Source organism: Alistipes indistinctus YIT 12060 (assembly GCF_025144995.1).
Lineage (GTDB): Bacteria > Bacteroidota > Bacteroidia > Bacteroidales > Rikenellaceae > Alistipes_A > Alistipes_A indistinctus.
Window position 1 is genome coordinate 562,112 of record NZ_CP102250.1, and the last position, 24,972, is coordinate 587,083.

Consider the following 24,972-nt stretch of genomic DNA (forward strand, 5'->3'; position numbering starts at 1 on the left):
CCATTTGAAAAGATACGATTAATAAGATACGATGATGAAAAAGATATGTTACATCCTGTTGCTATCCCTGATCGCAATCCTGACCGCGTGCCAGAAATACGATCCCGGGACGGAACCTGTATCCCGAAGCGGAGACGGAGAGGTTCAATTCGCCTATTCGGTTCCCGACTACACGGTTCTCCGTACCCGGTCCGGCGAAAACACGGTCAGCGATATCAGCCTGCTGCAATTCGACGCCAACGGACTGTTCCTCGGCCGTTCGACCGCTACTGACATGCTGGCAGGAACCTTTAAAGCCAAAATCTCGGGGAGCACCCGCATTATCCATTTCATTGCCAATTACGATTGGAGCACGTTCGACGAACGCGGTTCGCTGGGTAAAGATGAGCAAACCCTCATTCCGGAATTCGAATCCGACGGCTGGGTACTGTGGGACCGCAGGGAAATCGATAATTTCAATACGCCGCCCCAGGTAAAGCTGCTGCGCAACCAGGCCAAAGTGACCGTGGAAATCGACCAGAACCTGCTGGATCTGATGGCCCAAGGACAGCGCGAGCAATTCACCATCGAAGGGTTCGCCCTCTACAATTATGCGACCCGGGGCACCGTCGCCTCCTTCCGGCCGAATGCAACCGATCCGTTCGAATGGTCGGCGGACCATCCCACCCTCCCGGGTAATCCGGGGATGTGCACAGACAAGCCTGCCGGACTCGACACCGAGCCCAAATATATGTTCGAAAGCGACAACAGCTACAACAACCAGACGGTCGTTATCCTGCACGCCGGCGGTGCATACAAGAAATATTACAAAATCCAGCTGATCGACAGCGAGCTGAACCTCTATCCGGTCGTAAGGAACACCCACTTCAGGATCAGGATCATCGATTACATGCCCGGAAACATCGGCTCGGGAAGCGTCGAAGATGCGCTAAACTCGCCGCCGATCAACGACCTCTATGCGGAGATTATCAAGGAGTCGCCGGAAATTTCGGACGGATCGGACCGCCTGACGGTAAACCCAATCGTCAACATCCTGACCAACCCGGGAACCGGTGTAGCGACACAGCGGCTCGAGCTGGACGTAAAGTACGAAAAAAGCAATGTGATCACGAACGGCGACCTGCGCAATCCGCAGGTGCTTTCCGATCCCGACGGCATCCTGGACAACCTCACCATCGACCGGACTGCGGGCAAGGTATATGCCGACGTGAAAGTCGTCGACGAGGGTTTCAAACGGGCCGAAATCAGAATATCGGCCGGAGCGCTCTCGCGGATCGTGACGGTTATCTCCTGCGAAAAATTCACGTTCGAACCCGCAGGAATGCCTTCGGGAATCAACAAAGGCGACTCGAAAACGCTTACGTTCAATATCCCGGATGAAATCCCGGCAGCCTACTTTCCATTGGAGTGCGTGATTACGGCCCGCAACCTGGAACCGACCAACGCCAGCCGGAACAACCTGCGGATCGAGTCGAATGCGGACGGCAGCATCGACTATATCTATACCGCCACACAGGCGGGACCGCAAACGGTTTACTTCCAGAATTCGAGGAACCACAGCGGAGAACTAGTGACGATATCGCACCCGATATTCAAAACCGCCTACGTCGGACCGGCACTGACGCTCGTCGCCATCAACAGGCACCACACCACCTACCTGCAAAATTGCGTGGGTTACGGTGCCGGGCAAGAGGCGCTGGTAACCTTCTACATGTCGGAGGATGCATTCGCCCGCCAGTCCCTGGTACTGTTCCACGCCCCGAACCTGACGCCGTCGGACATGACCGGATTCAGCGACGATGGAAACGGTTATTATTACTACACGCCTGCCGGGCCGGGAACGCAAACGGTCAGCTTCAAAGTGACCTCGGCGGACCTCGACCAGGACGAAGCGGCCCGGACGGTGAAACTATACCACGATAACATGGAGGAATTCACGTCGCTGACCTACGAATATTACCTGGTCAATACGCAATTCCTGCGCAGGAAGTTCAAACGGGCGAACCATGCGACCAACCTGGGCAACGGCAAAGCGCTGTTCGTCGTGAGCGCCTATGCCCTGAGGCACGACAATCACGATCCCGCCACGCACGGCAAAACGGGCCGAATAGAAGCGGAAGAGATCGGCAGCGGCCTCGCACACGGCTGGAGACAATGGTACATGATTCCAGGAACGCGCCTCGACCACCTGATGTTGTTCGAGATCGAAGAGAGCAGCGACCGCCGGGCCACGCGGACCCTGCGCCGGATTATGAAAGAAACTTCCGATATCATTACGCTACGCGCCGAGTAATTTTCCCGGATCGGACCGTAACATTTGCAAACCAAGGTGACCGGCCGCCGCCGATAGAGCGGCCGGTCCATAAAGAAGAATAATATTCCATGATGAAAAAAGTTATCCTTTCGCTCGCTTTTGCCGCCATAGCACTCTCGGCCGGAGCCCAAAGGGTCGTACTGAAAAACAACGTCGTTTACGATGCGCTGGCGACACCGAACCTGGGTATCGAACTGGGACTGGGCCGGGCGACGACCCTGGACATATCCGGCAATTACAACCCGTTCGAGAAATCGAGCGGCAAAATATTCAAACACTGGCTGGTACAGCCGGAATTCCGTTATTGGCTCTGCGAACGATTCAACGGGCATTTCTTCGGAGTACACGGTCTCGGCGGAGAATACAACATCGCCAAAGTCAAACTCCCGTTCGGGCTGGCCAAAAACGGCAAGGATTACCGTTACGACGGCTCCTATGTCGGCGGGGGCGTGAGTTACGGTTACCAATGGATGCTCGCCCGCAAATGGAGCCTGGAAGCCACCGTAGGCGTCGGATACGTACGATTCAATTACGACAAGTATCCCTGTTACGACTGCGGCCAGCGGCTCGAATCCGGAAACAAAAACTATTTCGGCCCGACCAAAGTGGGCATTAACCTGATCTTCGTTATCAATTGATATAATCTGAACGCCCGATGAAAAGAGCATTAACCGCTATTCTGTCGCTGTTTTCAGTGGCCCAGCTATGGGCTGCCGCGCCGGAAAAGCTGACCCCGGAAAACACCAAAATACGCAAAGTAGACCAGAATGTGGAAGTCTCGTTCGACGTCACGGTCGACAAGCTGAAACCGAACTACAAAGTCGTGATATCTCCCGTCCTCTATAACGGGACAAACCGACAGGCGCTCGACGAAACCGTCGTGACCGGCAAACGGCGCAGCCTGTACGAAACCCGCAACAGGGAGACTGCGGACAAAGGTACGGCCATCGCCCGAAAAGAACTTCCCGCGACGATCCGCTACCGGGCGATCGTTCCGTACCGCGACTGGATGAGTTCCGTCTCACTGGCCGTCGGGCAGACCGTCACCGGCTGTTGCTCGGAAGAGACACGGGCCGACCGGATCCTCGCCGCTGACAAGCTGCTCTATTATGAGATCGACCCGGCTTTCGGCACGGTACCCCTGGAATACCAGCTCACCGAGCTTGAAAAGTACTCACTCGAAAATCCGTTCCTGCACCCCGTGGAAGATTACCCGAACCGTTACGACATCCTGTTCAACGAACGCGACAAAGGCACCTCGGTCGTTCAGTTCAAGGTCGGTTCGCACATGATCGACATGAATATCCCCGGGAACAAGGAGCTATTGAATGCCGTAGGGAAAGCATTCAGGCTGATCCTCGACGATCCGAACGCATCGCTCAAACAGATCGTGATCGCAGGCTACGCCTCTCCCGAAGGTTCGTTGGCCTTTAACACCGCCCTTGCACAAAAACGGGCCGAATCGTTCAAAAACTACCTGCAGCACAACCTCGACATGCCGCAAGACGACAAACTGTTCGAACTTTACAACGGCCGTGAAGACTGGGACGGCCTGCGCAGGCTGGTCGCGGCATCGGACATGGAATACCGCCAGGAGGCACTCGATATCATCGACAGCTACACGATCGAACAGGAAGAGAGGAAAACCAAGCTGAAACAACTCGCGGGAGGAAAGCCCTACGCCTACATGCTGGAGAGTTTCTACCCGTCCCTGCGCAATGCCGGATACCTCCAGGTATATTACGATATCGACCGGACGGCTTCCATCGCGACGGCGGTCACCGACGAGAACGGCCGCACGACCTGGATCGATCCCGACAGTCCCGAAAACATCGGGGTCACGCTGATCAATAAAGCGATGAAACATATGACGGCCGGCGATTACGAAACCGCCCTGAAGGAGTTGGAAACCCAGCGGGACAACCCTGCGGCCCAGAACTACATCGGCGTCTGCTTCATGATGAAGGGGGATTACGATCAGGCTGAGACATTCCTGCGCAAAGCGGAAAAAAATGGAGACCAATACGCACCGATCAACCTCGAACATATCCGCCAAGCCAAACGGATCGAATTCTAAGGTTCATCCCGACCGGAAATATCGACCTCGGCATAGACAATGAAAAACACGACACTACTGCATCATCTTTTCTCCGCAGCGCGACGAATCGTCGCGCTGTTTTTTTACTAGTATGCCTTCCGACTTCGGCCTATACCCTGTCCTGCGCTTCGCCGGTGCTGAACTCCTTGTCCGCAAACAGTTCGGCCAGACCGGTAATCTGCTTGAGCCGCAACAATTCATCCCGTTCCATCCCGATATGGCGCATGATCCACTGATCCGACATATTCGCACGGGAAAGTTCGGCGATAATTTCACTCATCAGTTCGATGTTATGCGTCCCGCGCGCCCGGTTGTGCCGGATCGTCGACGCCATCCGGTTGGAAATATCCTTCTCGATCACCGACACCGGCAGCAACCCCTTCTCCCGTTCGTAAATCCGGCGGGAGGTTTTCAGTACCTGATAGCGATGGTAGCCGTCCACCAGTTCGTAGACGTCCCCTTCGGCATCGTAATAACAAACGCACGGCATCGTGTAGCCGTCTTCCCAAATGGAAAGTTCAAGTAATTTCATTTCGGGCGGAGCGACGATATTGGGATTGTAGCTGTTGGCCACGACCTTTTCCACCGGAACGGCCCGGATGTTATAGACAGGACTGCGGTACTCTTTCATCTGTTTAGGATCGCAACAACGATTCATATTTTTCCATGATTTTCTTGCGGCGGAGCGTTTCGTTCTTGTTGGGAGAGAAACCCATATACTTGCAGGCATGGTCGTTTCGCAGGATGCAAATGCAGATCCGTTTAAACGTAGGCAGCTGGCTGAACTCCGGAACGTCGATGTCGTCGAGATACTCCATCCTGACCGGTTTTTTGTCGGTACGGTACCCGCTTTTCTCACCGATGCGGATCGGAATACCCGCCTTTTGCAGCCTGGCGATGGTTTGGTCGGAGAGGCTGCCGCCCTTGTCGCGCCAGAAACGGATGCTCACGGAGAGTTTCTCCAGGTAGTTCCGCCGGGTCTCTGCAGGCAATGTGGTGAGCAGGAAATTCATATACTTCTCCCACGTCAGTCCTTTCGGCAAACTGACGGATTGCCACCCTGCGACCGGGCTTTTACCATAGTGAGCCGCGAAATTGACTCCGTTCACCCGGCTCACCATTTTACCCCACGTATCGGGATCGATGGCCCTGTACAACGAGAGACTCGGAATGGCCGGAGAGATAAAAGGACTGGCGACCCGCTGGTTCTCGAGCGGCACCCCGGCCTGGTAAAAAAGATCGTACAGCCGGTTATACGCCCAGCCGAACTTCCCGTTCGCGGTCCAAACGTCCGTCGTCAACCAGTCGTAAATCGGATAGGCATTGCAAATATTATCCGCCTTACACTGCCGGATCCACCTCTCCCCCCGGAAACGATGCTTGTTGCGGTCGCTGTAGATACTCCGCCAACGGTTGTAACTCTCCTGGGTGCGGATTCCGATCAGGCAACAAGTCCGCCCGGCCCGCTTGCGGCGATGCAGCCACAGGGCAAAACGGCTTTGGAATTCGTAGTCCCACATCTTCGCCGAAAAAAACGGAAAATCTTTGCCCGTATAGGATCCGGCGGGCATTTCCCGCACCCACAACTCCCGTTTGCTCTCCTCCCACGGCCGCCAATAGGGCTGGAACATCGATGTGCAGGTCGGCACTTTAAACGGCACGCAGACGCGGTATACTTCGAGAATATCGGCATTCGAGGCCAGCACCTGATCGACGTGGGCGACCGTATCGCGGTACTGTATCTCATAATCCATATGGAAAACGCCGATTTTCCGGTCGAGTCCGTGCCTGCGGATGTAATCGATGCATAAATTCAGCAGGACGCTGCTATCCTTGCCGCCGGAAAAAGAGACATAAATATTGTCGAACGCTTCGAAAAGGAACTTCAGACGCCGTTGGGCCAGTTCATATACATTCGGCAAGCTGCTATCCATTTGCTGATTCCCCGCACGGTTTTTCACCGTATTGCATCTTGACATAAAGTTTCCACTCTTTGACGGTCTGGAATTTTTCGGAAAGGAAAACGGGGATATGACGCGTGTGGGTGACGGACTGGATCGTGTAATCCCCCCGATAATCATTCACAATTTCCTGAATCAACCGGGAAAGTAATCTGTTGTCGTCGCCCGAAACATAATAATTGTTGATCTTTACGACCCCGTTGTCCCTCACTTCGACCGGGACGAATCCCAGTACGGACTCCCCTTCCTCGGCAACGAACCAAGTGTGTGAACGGGAAGTCCAGAAAGGATAATTGTTGTTCAGGCGAAGTACGCTGCGCCGCATGACCAAAGGAGCGATCAACGTATAGAGACGGGGCGAGGTTCCTTGTAACTTTTCGATTACCATACAGCACACATTCATCTTGACAGGAGTGGCCGTCACCGGGATTCCGAATGACTGGCAAGCCTGAGTATTTTTACAAAAATACAATACTGCATTGTATTATTCAAATTTAAATGAAGATTTTGAATTTCGCGATTTTCCACTACATTTGCATTTAAATAACTGATAATCAATGTAGTAGTAATACAATTAACCTCGAACAACGTGGCACCTATACCTCACATCCGCCTCTTTCGGATCTACCTGATCGCATTGGCCGGCAGTTTTTTCCTCGCCGCTTCAGGGCCGGTTGCAGCACAGCCCCGAAAGGACATATTCAAAAAAGAGTGTGTGAAAATCCACAAACTCTACGACGCACTGCTTGCCCGCGACACCGTCCGCTACAAAAAACTGCTTGCAGGAATCGAATGCTCCGAAGCCTCAAAATACCTGATCGCCGTACGTTACATGACCGAAGCGGCACGGAGCGCCTATCCGATCCTGATCCGGCGGGATTACAGCGGGACAGACGATTTTTGCGCCAAATACAGGCTGGCAGAACAGGCTGCCCCCTACCGGGATAAAGCGATCGTGCATCTGCTCGGTGAGGCCGTTTACAGGGAAACAGGGGTCGCGGCGCCGTAACCAGGCAGGATTGTTGCCATCTGAAATTTTGCATTTCCGCAGTTTATTCCTACCTTTAAGGGTTATTTCTAACACGATAAAAGATGGCAGCAAGAAATTACAAACTGAACAAGCCGGGCGGCCTCAAACCGGGCGCCGATCCCGCCGACATCATCCGAAAATTCGAGAAAGTCTACACCAACATATTCACATCCGAATCGAGCGGTTCGATGTATGTAGCCCGCGAAATCGAGAATTGCATCCGCGAAAAACAGAAGTTCGGAGAACTGTGCATCTTGGGCATCACTACGGGAAAATCTCCGGTCGGTGTTTTCCGTGCGCTCGTGGAAATACACAAGAAAGAGAACCTGAGCTTTCGCAATGTAGTGGTGTTCAGCCTCGACGAGTTCTTCCCCATCTCGCCTAAAGAGCAGCAGAGCCGCAACTGGCTGATCCATGAAAGCCTGCTCGACCATGTAGACATCCTGCCTGAAAACATTCATATCCCGGACAGTACTCTCCCGCTGGACAAGGTGGCTGCCTTCTGCCGTGATTACGAAGCGAAGATCGAAGAGTACGGCGGACTCGACCTGCTGTTTCTCGGCACCGGCGTACAGGGCCAGCTCGGATTCAACGAACCCGGTTCGTACACCAACACCCGCACGCGGCTGGTAGCGCTCGGCAACGAAAGCCGGCAGGCCGTTTCATCGATCTTCTACGGGATCGACAACGTGCCGCGCAAAGCGATCACGATGGGCCTCGGAACGATCCTCAAAGCCAAACGGATCATCCTGATGGCCTGGGGCGAGGAGAAAGCCACCGTAATTAAGGATATCGTCGAAGGTGAGGAAAATTCGGCTACGCCGGCGACCTGCCTGCAAAAGCACCCCAATATCGAAGTAGTCGTAGACGAAGGCGCCTCACAGGAACTGACCCGCGTCAAAACGCCGTGGCTGGTCGGGACCTGCCTGTGGCCCGAGCGTTTCATCCGCACGGCGGTGCTGTGGCTTTGCCGGAAGGTGGATAAACCGATCCTGAAGCTGACCTACCAGGATTACATCGACAACCGGCTCGGTCAGTTGCTCGAAGCGACAGGCCAGACCTACGACATGATCAACATACAGGTATTCAATGACCTGCAGCATACGATTTCAGGTTGGCCGGGCGGCAAACCCAACGCAGACGATTCGACCCGTCCCGAACGGGCGACTCCCTACCCCAAGCGGGTGCTGATCTTCAGTCCGCACCCTGACGACGATGTGATTTCGATGGGCGGTACGTTCATCCGGCTGATTGCCCAGGGGCACGACGTGCATGTGGCTTACCAGACTTCGGGCAACATCGCGGTTCTGGACGATATCGTGTTGCAGACCCTCGATACTGCCCGCGAATGCGGTTTCGTCGACCGTTACAACGAAGTGCAGGAGATTATCAACAACAAGAAAAAAGGCGAAGCCGAACCGATAGAATTGCGCCGCCTGAAAGGTTCGATCCGCCGGGCCGAGGCGAAAGCCGCCTGCCGCCAAATGGGATTGACCGATCCGTCGCACGTACACTTCCTGAACCTGCCGTTTTACGAAACGGGGGGCGTCAAGAAAGGCCTCCTCACGGACAAAGACATCCAGATCGTCGTCGACTTGCTGCGCGAAATCAAACCGCACCAGATTTATGCGGCCGGCGACCTCTCTGATCCGCACGGCACGCACCGCGTCTGCATCGAAGCCGTACTGGCCGCCATGGAAGTGGTACAGGACGAGGAGTGGGTCAAGGAGTGCCGCCTGTGGCTCTACCGCGGGGCATGGCAGGAGTGGGACCTCGACATGGTCGACATGGCCGTACCGCTGAGCCCGGACGAAGTGATCCAAAAACGCCATGCGATCTACCGCCACCTTTCGCAAAAGGACATCGTCCCGTTCCCGGGCGAGGACAAGCGCGAATTCTGGCAACGGGCCGAGGAACGGAACCAGAACACCGCCAGGCTGTACGACAAGCTCGGAATGGCCGAATATCAAGCCATCGAAGTGTTTGTCAGGCTATTCTGACGATCCGGACAAATACAGGGCTGAACATTGCCATGAATAAATGCAACGGCCGATCGATTACAGCCAGCCGAATACAAAACAGACAAAAGAGCGGTGCGAGCGATTGCGAAAACCCTTCGTAGTAATCGAAAAATCGTTCGTATCCGGTTTTAACAGATAAAAGATACCGAAAACCATAAATCGATTAATCCATGAGACTTATCATTCAGCCGGACAGCAACGGCGTATCGGAATGGGCCGCGGCCTATATCGTAAAACGGATCCGTGAGCGCAAAGCGTGCTGCAACCGGCCGTTCGTGCTGGGACTTCCGACCGGATCCACCCCGCTGGGGACATACAAGGCACTGATCCGCTACTGCCAGGAAGGCGCCGTATCGTTTGCCGATGTCATCACTTTCAACATGGACGAATACGTAGGCATTCCACGGGAACACCCCGAAAGCTACCACTCGTTCATGTGGAACAACTTCTTCAGCCATATCGACATCAAGCCTGAGAACGTCAATATCCTGAACGGCAACGCTCCCGACCTGACGGAAGAGTGCGCCTCATACGAGGAACGCATCGAGGCGGCCGGCGGTATCGACCTGTTCATGGGCGGTATAGGAGCCGACGGGCACCTCGCGTTCAACGAGCCGTTCTCATCGCTCAAATCCCGCACCCGGGTCAAAACCCTGACCAAAGACACGATTATCGCCAACTCGCGTTTCTTCGGCGGGGATGTGAACCTCGTGCCGAAAACCGCGCTGACCGTCGGCGTGGGTACCGTGATGAGCGCCCGCGAAGTGATGATCCTCACGATGGGACACAACAAGGCGCGGGCACTGGCCGAAGGTGTCGAAGGCGCCTACAACCACCAGTGGACGATCAGCGCGCTGCAAACGCACCCGGCCGGCATCATCGTCTGCGACGAAGACGCTACCGACGAACTGAAAGTGGGTACCTACAAATATTTCAAAGATATCGAATCAGCCAACCTGAACCCGAAATCGCTGTTGAAATAGTGCCGTAGCCCGCATGCGCAACGTTGCGGCCCCATTCCCGAATCAACGCGCCATACAATCAATAAACCCCTTACCGTCCGCACCGCTTCCGCGATGCGGACGGCGGGGTAAATGGACAAACCCTTAAAATCGAAACCAAACCTGTGGCAGACGAAAAGATAATCTTCTCAATGGTAGGCGTCAGCAAGACCTTCACCAACCAGAAAAAAGTACTGAACAACATCTACCTCTCATTTTTCTACGGCGCCAAGATCGGCATCATCGGCCTGAACGGCTCCGGAAAATCGACGTTAATGAAAATCATCGCCGGTCTGGAAAAGAATTTCCAGGGCGAAGTGGTCTTCTCTCCCGGCTACACAGTCGGCTATCTCGAACAGGAACCGCAACTGGACGACACAAAAACCGTCCGGGAAGTGGTCGAAGAGGGATGCGCCGAAGTAGTGGCACTGCTTAAAGAGTACGAAGAAGTGAATGCGAAGTTCATGGAACCGATGGACGACGACCAGATGGCGAAGCTGATCGAACGGCAAGGGGAACTGACCGAAGCGATCGACCACAAGAACGGCTGGGAGCTCGACGCCACGCTCGAACGGGCGATGGACGCACTGCGCTGTCCGGATCCCGACGAACCGGTAAAGCACCTTTCTGGCGGCGAACGGCGCCGGGTGGCACTGTGCCGTCTGCTGTTGCAGGAGCCCGACGTGCTGTTGCTCGACGAACCGACCAACCACCTCGACGCCGAAAGCATCGACTGGCTCGAACAACACCTGCAACAATACAAGGGAACGGTGATCGCCGTCACCCACGACCGCTATTTCCTCGACAACGTGGCGGGTTGGATTCTGGAACTGGACCGTGGCGAAGGGATTCCGTGGAAGGGTAATTACAGCGGCTGGCTCGAACAGAAATCGAACCGGCTGGCGCAGGAGGAGAAGCAGGAGAGCAAACGCCGCAAAACGCTCGAGCGCGAACTGGAATGGGTGCGCATGGCCCCGTCGGCCCGCCACGCGAAAAGCAAAGCGCGCCTGGCCGCTTACGACAAAATGCTCAACGAAGACACCAAACAGAAAGAAGAAAAACTCGAAATCTTCATCCCCAACGGTCCCCGTCTCGGCGACATGGTGATCGAGGCGCAGGACGTATCGATGGGCTACGGCGACCGATTGCTGTATGAGCACCTGAACTTTTCGCTGCCGCCCGCCGGTATCGTCGGCGTAATCGGCCCTAACGGCGTGGGTAAAACCACCCTGTTCCGACTCATCATGGGAATTGAAAAGCCGCTCAGCGGATCGTTCAAGGTGGGAGAAACGGTAAAACTGGCCTATGTGGACCAGCAACACTCGTCGATCGACCCCGAAAAGACGGTTTACCAAGTTATATCGCAGGACAGCGAGCTGATCCAGCTCGGCGGCCGGAGCATCAATGCGCGCGCTTACGTATCGCGGTTCAACTTCAGCGGTACGGACCAGGAGAAAAAGTGCGGCGTACTGTCGGGCGGGGAACGCAACCGCCTGCACCTGGCCCTCGCACTCAAGGAGGAGGGCAACGTACTGCTGCTCGACGAACCGACCAACGACATCGACGTGAACACGCTGCGTGCGCTGGAAGAAGGTTTGAACAATTTCGCAGGTTGTGCGGTAGTCATCTCGCACGACCGTTGGTTCCTCGACCGCATCGCGACGCACATCCTCGCTTTCGAAGGCGACTCGCAGGTCGTTTTCTTCGAGGGCAGTTACAGCGAATACGAAGAGAACAAGCGCAAACGCCTGGGCGACGACACGCCGCACAGGGTCAAATACCGCAAACTTTTAGCATAATCCCACCGACACATGACACAGAAACCCTCCATTCCCAAAGGGACACGCGACTTCGGTCCCGAAGAGATGATCAAACGCACTTACATTTTCGACACGATAAAAAGCGTATTCCGCACCTGCGGATTCCAGCCGCTCGAAACCCCTGCGATGGAAAATCTCTCCACGCTGCTGGGCAAGTACGGCGACGAAGGAGACAAGTTGCTGTTCAAAATCCTCAACTCTGGCGACTTCCTCAGTGGCATTCCGTCCGAAGAGACCGGCCAAGGGAATAGCAACGCGCTTTCGACCAAAATTTGCGAGAAAGGGTTGCGCTACGACCTGACCGTACCCTTCGCACGCTATGTGGTGCAGCATCAGAACGAAATTTCATTTCCGTTCAAACGTTATCAGATTCAGCCGGTTTGGCGCGCCGACCGGCCGCAGAAAGGACGCTACCGGGAGTTTTACCAGTGCGACGTCGATGTGATCGGCAGCCGCAGCCTGATCAACGAGGTCGAATTGATCGAAATCGTCGAAAAAGTCTTTGCCAAACTGGGAATCGCGGTAACGCTGAAGATGAACAACCGCAAAATTCTTTACGGGATCGCCGAGACGATCGGCCATGCCGACAAGATGATGGATATCACCATAGCAATCGACAAACTCGAAAAGATCGGGATCGAAGCGGTCAATGCGCAGCTGCGCGAGAATGGTATCTCGGAAGCGGCCGTGCAGGCGCTGCAGCCGATCCTGTCGCTGAGCGGCAGCAACCGCGACAAGCTGAAACAGCTGCGCGGGGTGATCGGCGCGAGCGAGACCGGACTCAAAGGAATCGAAGAGATGGAAACGATCTTCGACTACACCGAAGCGCTCGGCACTTCGCTGGAAATCGAGCTCGACCTGTCGCTGGCACGGGGATTGAATTACTATACCGGGGCGATTTTCGAGGTGAAATCGAAAGATTTCGCGATCGGAAGTATCTGCGGCGGCGGACGGTACGACGACCTAACGGGCATCTTCGGCATGCCGAACATGTCCGGTGTAGGTATTTCGTTCGGAGCGGACCGCATTTACGACGTGATGACCGGGCTCGACCTTTTCCCACCCGAAGCGAGCGGCACGACCAAGGTGTTGCTGTTGAATTTCGGCGGCGAAGAGGAACGGGCCGCACTCAAACTGACGAAAAGCCTGCGTGAAGCGGATATCGCCTGCGAGATCTACCCCGAAAATGCGAAGATGAAAAAGCAAATGGAGTATGCGAACCGCCGGGGCGTACCCTACGTGGCGATCCTCGGCAGCGACGAGTTGGCCGCCGGTACCGTCACGGTAAAAAACATGGGCTCCGGCGAGCAGCAATCCATCGCACAAGCCGAATTGATAAACCTGTTGAAATGACAAGAAAAATAAAAAGCGGGGCATTGGCCCTGGTGCTGGGCTTAACGGTCTGCTTCGGGGCACTGGCACAGATGCCGGTCCCGGCAGCGGAAACGGCATCGCCGAATGACCCGATGCTGCAATTGCAGAAGCTCAACCAGTTTTACCGCTACCTGAACGGCACATACGTAGATACGGTCCACAACGACGCATTGGTCGAAAAAGCGATCCGCGAAATGCTGTTGCAACTGGACCCCCACTCGACCTACCTGACCGCCGAGGAGATGAAAGGCGTCAAGGAGGTGTTCGACGGCAGTTTCAGCGGTATCGGCATCGAATTCAACGTCCTGAGCGATACCGTTATCGTGGTGAATGTCATCGCGGGCGGCCCGTCCGAAAAAGTCGGACTGCTACCGAACGACCGGATTGTGAAGGCGGACGGCAAGAATATCGTCGGCACGAAGCAGCTCGACGTGCCCAAAATCCTGCGCGGCCCGAAAGGCACTCGCGTCGACCTGGAGGTCGTACGGCACGGGGAGAAGGCTCCGCTGGAATTTTCGATCATCCGCGACAACATTCCGATCAACACGATCGACGCCGCTTACAAAGTCGATCCCTCGACCGGCTATATCCGGGTCAATCGCTTTGCGAACAACACCTACAAGGAGTTCCTCGAAGCCTACCAAAAACTCGGCCCGCTCGATGCACTGATCCTCGACCTGCGCAGCAACGGCGGCGGCCTGCTCGACCAGGCGATCGACCTGAGCAACTTCTTCCTGCCCGCAGGGAGCCTGATCGTTTCGACCGAAGGTCTGCGCGTGCCGCCCGGAGAGGCGAGAGCCACGGCAGACGGTCCGTTTACCACGGGAAAAGTGATCGTGCTGACGAACGAGACATCGGCATCGGGCAGCGAAATCGTGGCAGGCGCATTGCAAGACTGGGACCGGGCATTGGTTCTCGGACGTCGCACTTTCGGCAAAGGGCTCGTACAGCGCCAGTTCCCGCTGGTGGACGGTTCCGCGATCCGGCTGACTGTCGCACGCTACCATACGCCTACGGGCCGAGTCATTCAACGGCCCTTTAAAAACGGGGACCTCGAGGGGTATGAGATGGACTTCATCAACCGCTTCGGTAAAACGGGCGACACGACCCGGGTCGACTCTTCGGAAATGTTCCGGACGCTGCGCAGCGGACGTACGGTTTTCGGCGGCGGCGGAATCACGCCCGACATCACCGTCGAATACGATACGACGGAATATTCCAAATACCTGAGCAACCTGATCCGGAAAGGCATGCTGAACGAATTCGCCGTGGCTTATATGGATCGAAACCGCGATCGGCTCAGTAAGACCTATCCGACCATCGAAGCGTTCAGCCGCAATTTCAAGGTAGACGAGAAGGTACTTTCGGAGCTGACCCAGATGGCAGAGCAAAAAGGAGTTCCGTTCGACAAAGAGGGATTCGACCGCTCGGCACGCCAGATCGGAACACAAATCAAAGCCCTGCTGGCGCAGAAGCTGTGGGGTTTCAACGAATATTTCGTCATCATGAACGCTGAAAACGACGAAGTGTTCGCCAAAGCGCTCGAAGTGCTCAAGAACTGGAACCAATACGGAGACAGCACAGGTACGGTCCTTCCGCAAAAACCTTAGAACGGAAAACGACCGATTGAGACCAAAGAGCGATAAAGAGGACGGAAAAGACAAAAGGATACAATGGCAAAAAGCAAAAGCGTCCTTCTGGGATTCAGCGGCGGTATAGACAGTACCGCCGCTGCTGCTATTTTGCGGGAAGAGGGATACGACGTGCATCTCGACACGCTCGACACCACCGGGGATCCGGAATTATTGCAACGGGCACGGGAGACCGCCCGGAAACTGGGACTCCCATGGCATTGCTCGGACGTACGCGAGCGTTTCCGGAGCGAAATCATCGACTATTTTATCGACGGTTACCGCCGGGGCGAAACCCCGGCCCCCTGCACTCGCTGCAATCCGCTGATCAAATGGGAGTCCCTGTTCAGGACGGCAACAGCTTGCGGATATGACCATATCGCAACCGGACACTATTTCCGCATCCATCGGGAAGGGAACACCCGCTTCGTCCGCATGGCAGCCGATCCGGCGAAAGACCAGTCCTACTATTTGTGGGGGGTGCCGCAAGCTTGCCTGAGTATGGCCCTGACTCCGATGGGCGACCGTTTCAAGAGCGAGGTCAAAACCCGTTACTGCAATGGCGGCCTGCAACGGGAAAGCATGGGCGTCTGTTTTCTGGAAGGTCGCAGCTACCGACAGCTCCTTAGCGAAAAACTCCCGCAACTCGAACCGGGCGAGATCGTGGACAGAGAGGGACACGTGGTAGGATGCCACGGGGGATACGCTTACTACACGATCGGGCAAAAACGCGGACTGGAGACATCGCTCCCAAACGTTGCCGTCGTAGCGATCGACGTTCGGCGCAACCGGGTAATCGTCGGCAACGACTCCGAATTGCTCCACCGGACGCTGATCGTTCGGGAGAGCCATTTGCCCGACCCGCACCGGCTGTTCGATTCGCCGGACATACGGGTGAAAATCCGCGGCATCGGCCGCAACCCGGAAGGATTCGCCTCGATCCGGCCCGACGGGCACGAACGGCTGCACGTCGAATTGACGGATGCGGCCTGGGCTCCGGCCAAAGGGCAACCGGTAGTTTTCTACCAAAACGAACTGGTATTGGGGGGAGGTATTCTGGAAGATTACCGGCCCTGATCTAAATTTAACGCCGGACGCACCTGAAATCTGCCGTTTTTTTGGTAAACTTGCGTTCTCAAACCGCACGAGCATGCTGAAACGACTCTACCACTGGATCCTGAGCTGGGCCGACAGCCGTTGGGGTGCAACCGCTCTTTTTATATTGGCCTTCGCCGAATCGAGTTTTTTCCCGATTCCGCCCGACGTACTGTTGATCGCACTGTGCCTCGGATGCACAACCAAAGCATTCCGGTATGCACTGATCTGCACGGCGGGTTCGGTGTTGGGTGCACTGGCCGGTTACGCCATCGGCCATTTCCTGTGGCTTACCCCTTCGGGGGAGTTCACGGCAGTAGCGGATTTCTTTTTTCGTATTATCCCCGGCTTCACCCATACCGAATACGACAAAATCAGCGAGGTTTACAACCAATACAACTTCTGGGTGGTCTTCACCGCCGGTTTCACACCGATCCCTTATAAGCTGATTACCATCACCGCAGGAGTGTTTTCACTGAATCTTCCGATGTTCGTCCTGGCATCGGTGGTCAGCCGCGGACTCCGGTTTTTCCTGTTCGCATGGCTGATCTGGCGCTACGGCGCACCGATCAAAGTGTTCATCGACAAATATTTCAATATTCTGGCGATCGCTTTCACCGTACTGCTCATCGGCAGCTTCGTGGCTGTCAAATACCTAATCCAATGAACCGACTTTACGGACTGATCGGCTTCCCGCTGGGCCACTCCTTTTCAGCGCGATATTTCACGGAAAAATTCCAACGGGAAAACCTGTCCGGATACGAATACCGCAACTTCCCGCTGGAATCCATCCGCGAGCTTCCGGCCATGCTGGAAAACCACCCCGGACTGCTCGGATTCAACGTAACGATCCCCTATAAACAGGAGGTAATCCCCTCCCTCACCGCACTCAGTGCCGAGGCCCGCGAAATCGGGGCGGTAAACTGTGTCAAAATCACCCCGCAAGGGCTTTACGGACACAATACGGATGCCTACGGTTTCCGGAAATCTCTGCTCGGATTAATCGGCCCGATGCGGCCCGATGCGCTGATCCTGGGAACTGGCGGAGCCTCTAAGGCGGTGGGCTATGTGCTCCGCGAGTTGGGCATTGCTTATACGACGGTCTCGCGCAGCGGCGGGCCCGGCAGGCTTTGTTACAGGGAATTGACGGCAGAAGTCATGCACAGCCATCCGCTGATCGTCAATGCAACGCCGCTGGGCACCTTCCCGAAGGTAGCAGGATGTCCCGCATTGCCTTACGAGACGATCACACCCGCCCATTTCCTGTTCGACCTGGTTTACAACCCACCCCTGACAGAATTCCTGCGGCGCGGTAAAGCGCAGGGAGCCGCCATCTGCAACGGTTACGAAATGCTGGTCGGCCAGGCTGAAAAAGCCTGGGAAATCTGGAACGACCCAGCCCAGCTGTAATACTTCTGCTGCGATTCCGGAAACGATCGAACAGGATAGGCAGTAACCGGGAAAGGCACAAAAATCCAAGCGACACAGGCTTTAATAAACTGCCTACACAAAACAAGCAGGCAGTACAAGACGGCGCAAAGCCATAAAAATTCGGCCGGGCTCTAAGAGTCCGGCCGAATCCCTATACTGAATAACCGCGAGGGTTACTCCATTTCGATCATTACGGTGTGATTCGGCACGTTATCGCCTTCCTTCACATCGATTTTGAGCACCTTGCCGTCTTTGGCGGCGCGGATGTTGTTGTTCATCTTCATTGCCTTGAAGACAATCAGGATGTCACCGGCTTTCACCTGCTGCCCCTCTTTCACACAAACCTCCACGATCGTTCCCGGGATATTCGATTTGATGTGATTCGGATTTTCAGGCTCCCACGGCTTACGTGCCAGATGCTTCTTCGAAAACGTCGTCTGAAAGCATCCGTGCATCGTCTCTAATATGTCGTACTGTTTTTCTGCCATAATTTTCAGATTATAGTCACTCGCTGATACCCGGTCTAGAACGGAGGATTACCGTGCTTTTTATTAGGCTGCGAGCGGCTCTTGTGCGCGGCGACTTTCAGCGCATGCTCAATGAACATGCGGGTCTCGGCCGGAGCGATCACTGAATCGATATAACCTTTCGCGGCTGCGACATACGGATTGGCAAACTTTTCCTTGTACTCCTGGATCTTCAGTTTGCGCATTTCGGCAGGATTCTCGGCCTCCATGATATCCTTACGGAAAATGATATTGGCAGCGCCTTCGGGACCCATTACCGCGATTTCGGCGTTGGGCCATGCAAACACGAAGTCGGCACGCAGGTGGCGCGAACCCATCGCGATGTAACCACCGCCGTAAGCCTTACGTAACACGACGGTAATCGACGGAACGGTCGCCTCGCTGTAAGCGTACAGCATCTTGGCGCCGTGACGGATCACACCGGCATGCTCCTGATCCACGCCCGGCAGGTAGCCCGGCAGGTCTTCGAGGGTCACGATCGGAATATTGAACGCATCGCAGAAACGGATGAAGCGGGCGGCCTTGTCCGAAGAGTCGCAGTCGAGCACACCAGCCATCACCAACGGTTGGTTGGCGATAAAACCGACCGTTTCGCCGTTTACACGACCGAAACCGACCACGATATTGGCAGCGAAGAGCTCCATCACTTCGAGGAACTCGCTTTCATCGACCAACGCCTTGATCACGTCGCGTACGTCGTAAGGTACGGTGGGATCGGCCGGGACGATTTTGGTAATGTCGTATTCGGGCAGCGGCCGGGCCGGAGCGATCTTTTCCGCTTTGGTCGTGTTGTTGGCCGGAATCATCGAGATCAACTTGCGGATCTGAACGAAGCACTCGTCCTCGCTGGTCGCATAGAAGTGGGCGTTACCGGTCATCTCGCTATGTACTTTCGCTCCGCCGAGTTCCTCCATCGAAATCTCTTCGCCGAGAACGGTCTTAATGACTTCGGGACCGGTGATAAACATTTTGGAAATGTTCTCGACTACGAAGACGAAGTCGGTCAAGGCGGGGGAATAAACGGCACCGCCGGCACACGGGCCGAGGATCACCGAAATCTGCGGAATCACGCCGCTCGACAGGGTATTACGGAAGAAAATCTCACCGTACCCGGCCAATGCGTTGACGCCTTCCTGGATACGAGCTCCACCCGAGTCGTTGATGCCGATCAGCGGAATGCGCATGTTCAGCGCATAATCCATGATCTTGGTGATTTTACGGGCGTGCATAAAGCCGAGCGAACCGCCGGCTACGGTAAAGTCCTGTGCAAAGATGGCAACCGGAGAACCCAGAATGGTTCCGGTACCGATAATCACGCCGTCGCCGGGAAGTGATTTGTCCTGCATGCCGAAATCACGGCCATCGTGCTCGACGAACATGTCGTACTCATGGAACGAGTCGGCGTCCACCAGCGCGATGATGCGCTCACGGGCCGTCAACTTACCCATCGCTTTCTGCTTTTCGATGGCCTTGGTTCCGCCTCCGAAGCGGATGCGTTCTTTCCGCTGCTGGAGTTCGAGAACTTTATTATCCTCTACTGACATAAAATAAATTTTTAGTTAGTACTGTGGTTTCTTCATTCAAGGTTCGCAGAACGGTTTTGGCAACCGTTCAAACTGCAAAATTAGAAAAAATATTTCCGAAATACGCTTTTTAATGGCCGAAAACGCCTCCTTTAGCGCATATCTTCCTGATAGACAAACATCTTTTCAAACACCCCGGTCGGAATCTCATGCCGCCGTGGGAAAATCCCGTAAACGGCCGATCCCGAACCGGACATCGATGCATAAAGCGCCCCCAAATCATAAAGCTGCCGTTTGATCTGCCCGATTTGGGGATATTGCGAAAAAACCGACTCTTCGAAATCGTTCACGATCTCCCCGCGCCACCGTTCCACAGGCAAAGCCAGCTTTTCGGTCAATGAAATTTCGGGTTTATGCGGAGTGACCCGAGCATAAGCCTCCGCCGTGCTGACCCCCATATCGGGCTTGACGATTACCAACCGGTAACCCTGCAGTGACAAACCGTACGGAGTCAGCACCTCGCCGCGTCCTGTGGCAATGGCTGGACGATCCGCAATAAAAAAAGAGGTATCGCTGCCGATCTCCGCCGCCAAAGCTTCCATCGTGGAGATGCTCAGCCGGAGACCGAACAGCTGTGAAAGCCCCCTGATGACACAGGCGGCATCGGCCGATCCCCCGCCCAGGCCGGCCCCCATCGGCACCCGCTTGTGCAAATGGATCTTTACTCCGCTGATCGGATAGGCACGCCGCACCTGCTCATAGGCCCGGACACACAGATTTTTTTGTACGGGACCGCCGACGGGCAACCCCGACGAAGTGAACTCCACGCCGGTCGTGCGGCTGCGAATGATCTCCACCGCATCACACAGCCCCCGCACCGGAAACATCAGTGTTTCGAGGTCATGATACCCGTCCGCACGCTTGCTGACAACATGCAGGCCGATATTGATCTTACAACCGGGAAAGAAAATCATAGCGCTAAATTTCAGGTAAAAATAACAAATAAAAATGAATTTATATCTTTGTACCGTTACGGCCGGACAACCCGGCCGCATCCTTGCACAATGGAATTCCGCACACCGCTACATATAAAGCCTTCCCGTTTCAAGATCGGTTACGACACCCCGGGATTGGTGTGCGGTTCATGCTTCGCCGAACGGATCGGACAAAAGATGCTCGCATGCAAAATGCCTGTCACGCTCAACCCGTACGGCCTCCTTTTCAACCCGGCCTCGATCGCGGGCATGCTCGACAACCTCAAAGTATCCAGGTCTTTCTCCAAACGCGACCTGATCCGGCACAACGGTCGCTGGATCAGCCTCCAACATCACGGATCGTTCTCGGCAGACGAGGCGGAGAACCTGCTGCAAGCGATCGAAACCGCGACCCAGCAAGGGCATGAATCACTGGAACGCTCAAATTACCTGATCGTTACATGGGGAACAGCCTGGGTATACGAACATACAGCCACCGGCATGATCGCGGCGAATTGCCACAAACTGCCGGAGAGCGTATTCCGCAGACGACGCCTCACCCCGGAGGAGATCGTAAGGCTGTGGGAAAAACCGTTGAGCACCTACCTCGAGGATAAAGAGGTTATTTTCACCGTCAGTCCGGTACGCCACCTGCGGGACGGACTCGCCGAAAACCAGCTGAGCAAAGCAACGCTGATCGTGGCGGCACATACCCTGCGGGAGCGGTTTGCCAACTGCCGTTATTTTCCGGCTTACGAAATCATGATGGACGATTTGCGGGACTATCGCTTTTACGACCGGGATATGACCCATCCGTCCGAAACGGCTGCCGATTACATCTGGGAACGATTCTGCGAATGGGCGATCGCCCCCGCGGCAACCGGAACCATGCGCCGGATCGAAGCGTTGCAACAAGCGCTCGCACACCGTCCGATCCATCCCGGCAGCGATGCCCACAAGGTTTTCCGGCAACGCCTGCGGGGAGAAATCCAGGCCTTGTCCGAAACCTACCCCGAACTCGATTTCAGCGAAGAGCTGAACTGTTCCGCACACTTCTGATCCTATGAAAACAAGAGGTCATATCACCTGTCCGCGCTGCGGGGCCGACGTAAAAGTCCCGTTATACTGGGCCGTCGGTATCGAAGGTATTTTCCGCTGCCGCGAATGCCGGCTGCCGTTCAAGACCGGTTATAAAATGGGCGCTGTGCTTTCTGCCCTGGGGCTGACACTGGCCGTCGCCACCGTACAGTTACTGGTTTATCTGCTGAGCATCTATTCAATGGCCATCTTCATATTAGCACTGATTCCGCTCTGGCTGGTATACGGATACGGCCTGCGCAAAAGCTATATGCTGTGGAAAATCAGGCGCTATGTCCGTAAGCATCCGCAGGAGGCATCCCCCTCCGAAAACGCGGACGCTCCCGGTTCAAATCGCAAGCTGCCCCGGGACATCGTATTCGACGAAGAAAACGACGAACGCACGGACTCTGCACAAGCAGACCGGTATCCGGACCTCCCGGCGGCTGGAGCGTCCGCCGAGTGGGATGAAGATGGACGGGACTACCGTTTCTAGCCCGATTATTCAACCGTGGTCGACCGCTTTTACAATACTTTTGCTACCTTTGCACATTGTAAAAACCGTCCGCAACGGGATCGGAATGCAAACACACTACCATAGCCGACATACCGCATGAAACCCAAAGCCTTAACCGTCCTGCTGCTCGGCGCATTGTGCGCCGGAAGCGCTTCCGCCCAGACAGGTGCCAAGCCCAAACTCGTGGTCAATATCGTCATCAGCCAGATGCGGGCAGACTATATGGACCGTTTCCAGGACAACTTCTCGGCCGACGGCTTCCGCCGGTTCATGGATCAGGGCGCCTATTTCACCGACGCGCATTACAATTACATGCAGACCAACACGGCCGCCGGACTGGCCACGCTGTCGACCGGCACCAACCCGGACGGACATGGCATCGTAGCCGAAGACTGGATCGATTTTACGACGAACAATCCGGTGAACCTGATCGCCGATCCGTCCGTTACCGGACTGGACTGCGATGCCGGGGTGGGTTGCTATTCGCCGCTGAACCTGACCGCCGCCACGCTCGGCGACCGGCTCAAAGAGAGCGATGCCAAATCCAAAGTAGTCTCGATCGCCGCCACGCCGGTCTCGGCCATCGTCAGCGGCGGCCATACGGCCGACGTATTCTGGATGGATGCGGGCCGGGGCCATTGGATCTCGAGCACCTATTACTTCAAGCAACTGCCGACCTGGGTGACGGCCTACAACAAACAGAACCTCTTCGCCCCGTTCATGGAGCGCAGCTGGGAACCGAGCAAAACGTTAGAAGGCTACAAGAACAGCGAGCACTCAGTGATCGATTTCACACCGGCGAAGACCGGTTTCTTCTCGAAACCTTTTTTCAGAAAAGTCGGTTCGATTTTCAAGAAGGACGACGATAAATTCGATGCCGCAGCGCTACTCTATACGCCTTTCGGTAACTCGCTGACCACGCAATTCGCACGCGAGGCGATCGTAGGGGAAGAGTTGGGCAAAGACGACCATACCGACCTACTGACAATCGTGTACGACACGCCGCGACTGATCGGCGAACATTTCGGCCCCCGCTCGATCGAACTCGAAGACATGTACTACAAACTCGACACGGAACTGGGCATTCTCACCGACTACCTGCTGGCGCAATTCAAGCCGGGCGAGGTGGTGGTAGTCCTCACGTCGGACCACGGCACGAGCGACACGTACAAAGAAGACAGCCGCGTGCCGATGGGACGCTTCAACGCCGAACAGTTCAAAATGATCATGAACGGATTCCTGAGCGCCCAATTCGAGCCTGGCAACTGGGTGATCGATTACCACGACCGCCAACTCTACCTGAACCGTTCGATCATCTATTCGTACGGTTTCAACCTAGCCGAGGTGCAGACCCGCGCCGCCACTTTCGCGCTGCAGTTCCGCGGCGTGAACGGAGCCCTGAGCTCCACGAGCATGCAGAACGGTTATTTCGGCGGAGGTTTCGGCGAAAAAATACAGAACAGTTTCTACCCGAAACGTTCGGGAGATATCGTAATCAACCTGATGCCGGGCTGGATCGAGGAAGACACTGCGAAAGTTTCCCTCAGCGGCTCGTTGTACGATTACGATACGCATGTACCGCTGATGTTCTTCGGCGCAAACATTCCCGCACAACGGATCGGCCGTAACGTGACGATGACGGGCGTGACCCCCACTCTGGCCCGGATTATGCAGATCACGGTACCGAACGCATCGACGGGGAGCGTATTGCCGGAAGTGGTGCCGCAGCAATAACCGGAAGGACGAATCGACAGACAGACAGACAGACAGACAGACAGACAGATTTACGACTGAAATGACACTGAACGAAGTACAGGACCAGATCGTCGAAGAATTTTCGGTTTTCGACGAATGGCTCGACAAATACGACTACCTGATCGAACTGAGCAAGGAACTGCCGCCCATCGACGAAAAGCACCGGACGGAACAATACGTCATCAAAGGTTGCCAGTCGAGGGTTTGGGTCGATGCCGAAATGCACGACGGCCAAGTCTGCTTCACCGCCGACAGCGACGCAATCATCACCAAGGGAATTATCGCTTTGCTGATCCGGGTGCTCAGCGGCCGCACGCCCGAGGAGATCCTCGGAGCCGACCTCTATTTCATCGACCGGATCGGACTGAGGGAGAACCTCTCGCCCACCCGGGCTAACGGCCTGCTCGCGATGATCAAGCAGATGAAGCTCTACGCGCTGGCGTTCCAGAACAAAAAGCCGTAACCACCATGACAACACCCGAGGAGATTACCCGCATAGAACAGGAAATAGTCCTGACGCTCAAAAACATTTACGACCCGGAGATCCCGGTCAACATCTACGACCTGGGACTGGTCTATGAAATCGACGTCGAACCGGACGGCGTGGCCAACATCCGCATGACGCTGACGGCCCCGAACTGCCCGATGGCCGACCAATTGCTCGAAGAGGTACACGACAATGTGGCGAAAATCAAAGGCATCACTTCCGTAAACGTAATCCTGACCTTCGAACCGCCCTGGGACAAGAGCATGATTTCGGAAGAGAGCCTGCTCGAATTGGGACTTCTTTAAGTATAATCGCGACGATTTTTTGCATATCTTT

23 protein-coding genes are annotated in these 24,972 nt (G+C 55.3%); 17 read left to right on the forward strand and 6 right to left on the reverse strand.

Annotation, left to right across the window (positions count from 1 at the left end):
- Positions 1-31: 31 nt before the first annotated feature.
- The 3 genes from NQ495_RS02660 to NQ495_RS02670 all read left to right on the forward strand — a co-directional run bounded on the left by NQ495_RS02660 (position 32) and on the right by NQ495_RS02670 (position 4,391).
- Positions 32-2,293 (forward strand): type 2 periplasmic-binding domain-containing protein, encoded by a 2,262-nt coding sequence (locus tag NQ495_RS02660; RefSeq protein WP_040294565.1) that lies wholly within the window; start codon positions 32-34, stop codon positions 2,291-2,293.
- A gap of 92 nt (positions 2,294-2,385) precedes the next feature.
- Positions 2,386-2,952 carry a DUF3575 domain-containing protein gene (locus NQ495_RS02665; RefSeq protein ID WP_147513104.1) on the forward strand — a complete coding sequence of 189 codons (567 nt, stop codon included), beginning with the start codon at positions 2,386-2,388 and terminating at the stop codon, positions 2,950-2,952.
- 17 nt (positions 2,953-2,969) lie between these two features.
- Positions 2,970-4,391 carry an OmpA family protein gene (locus NQ495_RS02670; protein WP_009134512.1) on the forward strand — a complete coding sequence of 474 codons (1,422 nt, stop codon included), beginning with the start codon at positions 2,970-2,972 and terminating at the stop codon, positions 4,389-4,391.
- A gap of 130 nt (positions 4,392-4,521) precedes the next feature.
- Here NQ495_RS02670 and NQ495_RS02675 read toward each other — a convergent pair whose 3' ends face one another.
- From NQ495_RS02675 to NQ495_RS02685, 3 genes are read right to left on the reverse strand one after another with little or no spacing between them, the layout of a single operon-like run.
- Positions 4,522-5,043, reverse strand: a complete 522-nt coding sequence (locus tag NQ495_RS02675) for an IbrB-like domain-containing protein (protein WP_118060473.1) — start codon at positions 5,041-5,043, stop codon at positions 4,522-4,524.
- Positions 5,044-5,047: 4 nt separating this feature from the next.
- Entirely contained in the window at positions 5,048-6,346 is a 1,299-nt protein-coding gene (locus NQ495_RS02680) for a DUF3440 domain-containing protein (protein WP_040294564.1), read from the reverse strand.
- Positions 6,339-6,761: a hypothetical protein gene (locus NQ495_RS02685; protein WP_040294563.1), complete on the reverse strand. Its 423-nt coding sequence runs from the start codon at positions 6,759-6,761 to the stop codon at positions 6,339-6,341. Before NQ495_RS02685 ends, NQ495_RS02680 begins: the two co-directional genes overlap by 8 nt.
- Positions 6,762-6,962: 201 nt before the next feature.
- On the opposite strand from NQ495_RS02685, the gene NQ495_RS02690 reads away from it, so the two are divergent.
- The 9 genes from NQ495_RS02690 (at position 6,963) to NQ495_RS02730 (ending at position 17,755) form a co-directional block, all read left to right on the forward strand.
- Positions 6,963-7,382, forward strand: a complete 420-nt coding sequence (locus NQ495_RS02690; protein ID WP_009134508.1) for a hypothetical protein — start codon at positions 6,963-6,965, stop codon at positions 7,380-7,382.
- A gap of 83 nt (positions 7,383-7,465) precedes the next feature.
- Entirely contained in the window at positions 7,466-9,403 is a 1,938-nt protein-coding gene (locus NQ495_RS02695) for a PIG-L family deacetylase (RefSeq protein ID WP_009134507.1), read from the forward strand.
- Between the two features lie 191 nt (positions 9,404-9,594).
- Positions 9,595-10,407, forward strand: coding sequence for a glucosamine-6-phosphate deaminase (nagB, locus tag NQ495_RS02700; protein WP_009134506.1), 813 nt, complete (start codon positions 9,595-9,597; stop codon positions 10,405-10,407).
- 143 nt (positions 10,408-10,550) lie between these two features.
- Positions 10,551-12,224: an energy-dependent translational throttle protein EttA gene (gene ettA / locus NQ495_RS02705; RefSeq protein WP_009134505.1), complete on the forward strand. Its 1,674-nt coding sequence runs from the start codon at positions 10,551-10,553 to the stop codon at positions 12,222-12,224.
- A 12-nt stretch (positions 12,225-12,236) separates the two neighbouring features.
- Positions 12,237-13,598 carry a histidine--tRNA ligase gene (gene hisS, locus NQ495_RS02710; protein WP_009134504.1) on the forward strand — a complete coding sequence of 454 codons (1,362 nt, stop codon included), beginning with the start codon at positions 12,237-12,239 and terminating at the stop codon, positions 13,596-13,598.
- Positions 13,595-15,229: a S41 family peptidase gene (locus NQ495_RS02715; RefSeq protein WP_181982246.1), complete on the forward strand. Its 1,635-nt coding sequence runs from the start codon at positions 13,595-13,597 to the stop codon at positions 15,227-15,229. The genes hisS and NQ495_RS02715 overlap by 4 nt, the downstream gene beginning before the upstream one ends.
- 63 nt (positions 15,230-15,292) lie before the next feature.
- Positions 15,293-16,327, forward strand: a complete 1,035-nt coding sequence (locus NQ495_RS02720; RefSeq protein ID WP_009134502.1) for a tRNA(5-methylaminomethyl-2-thiouridine)-methyltransferase — start codon at positions 15,293-15,295, stop codon at positions 16,325-16,327.
- Positions 16,328-16,400: 73 nt separating this feature from the next.
- Positions 16,401-17,012 (forward strand): YqaA family protein, encoded by a 612-nt coding sequence (locus NQ495_RS02725; RefSeq protein WP_009134501.1) that lies wholly within the window; start codon positions 16,401-16,403, stop codon positions 17,010-17,012.
- Positions 17,009-17,755, forward strand: coding sequence for a shikimate dehydrogenase family protein (locus NQ495_RS02730; RefSeq protein WP_009134500.1), 747 nt, complete (start codon positions 17,009-17,011; stop codon positions 17,753-17,755). Before NQ495_RS02725 ends, NQ495_RS02730 begins: the two co-directional genes overlap by 4 nt.
- Before the next feature lie 194 nt (positions 17,756-17,949).
- Here the strand turns inward: NQ495_RS02730 and NQ495_RS02735 are convergent, their stop codons facing one another.
- The 3 genes from NQ495_RS02735 to ispE all read right to left on the reverse strand — a co-directional run bounded on the left by NQ495_RS02735 (position 17,950) and on the right by ispE (position 20,800).
- Positions 17,950-18,264, reverse strand: coding sequence for a biotin/lipoyl-containing protein (locus NQ495_RS02735; protein WP_009134499.1), 315 nt, complete (start codon positions 18,262-18,264; stop codon positions 17,950-17,952).
- A gap of 35 nt (positions 18,265-18,299) precedes the next feature.
- The gene (locus NQ495_RS02740; RefSeq protein WP_009134498.1) at positions 18,300-19,847 is read right to left on the reverse strand and encodes an acyl-CoA carboxylase subunit beta; all 1,548 of its coding nucleotides are present in this window, start codon (positions 19,845-19,847) and stop codon (positions 18,300-18,302) included.
- Between the two features lie 131 nt (positions 19,848-19,978).
- A complete protein-coding gene (gene ispE, locus NQ495_RS02745; protein ID WP_009134497.1) occupies positions 19,979-20,800 on the reverse strand; it encodes a 4-(cytidine 5'-diphospho)-2-C-methyl-D-erythritol kinase in 822 nt (273 codons plus the stop codon).
- 90 nt (positions 20,801-20,890) lie between these two features.
- On the opposite strand from ispE, the gene NQ495_RS02750 reads away from it, so the two are divergent.
- The 5 genes from NQ495_RS02750 (at position 20,891) to NQ495_RS02770 (ending at position 24,941) form a co-directional block, all read left to right on the forward strand.
- Complete coding sequence (locus tag NQ495_RS02750) at positions 20,891-21,859, forward strand: GSCFA domain-containing protein (RefSeq protein WP_040294561.1); 969 nt, start codon at positions 20,891-20,893, stop codon at positions 21,857-21,859.
- Between the two features lie 4 nt (positions 21,860-21,863).
- Positions 21,864-22,373: a hypothetical protein gene (locus NQ495_RS02755; RefSeq protein WP_009134495.1), complete on the forward strand. Its 510-nt coding sequence runs from the start codon at positions 21,864-21,866 to the stop codon at positions 22,371-22,373.
- 117 nt (positions 22,374-22,490) lie between these two features.
- Entirely contained in the window at positions 22,491-24,128 is a 1,638-nt protein-coding gene (locus NQ495_RS02760; RefSeq protein ID WP_009134494.1) for an alkaline phosphatase family protein, read from the forward strand.
- A gap of 61 nt (positions 24,129-24,189) precedes the next feature.
- On the forward strand, positions 24,190-24,612 hold the full coding sequence (locus NQ495_RS02765) for a SufE family protein (RefSeq protein ID WP_009134493.1): 423 nt from the start codon (positions 24,190-24,192) through the stop codon (positions 24,610-24,612).
- A 5-nt stretch (positions 24,613-24,617) separates the two neighbouring features.
- Positions 24,618-24,941 carry a metal-sulfur cluster assembly factor gene (locus tag NQ495_RS02770; RefSeq protein ID WP_009134492.1) on the forward strand — a complete coding sequence of 108 codons (324 nt, stop codon included), beginning with the start codon at positions 24,618-24,620 and terminating at the stop codon, positions 24,939-24,941.
- Positions 24,942-24,972: the final 31 nt, after the last annotated feature.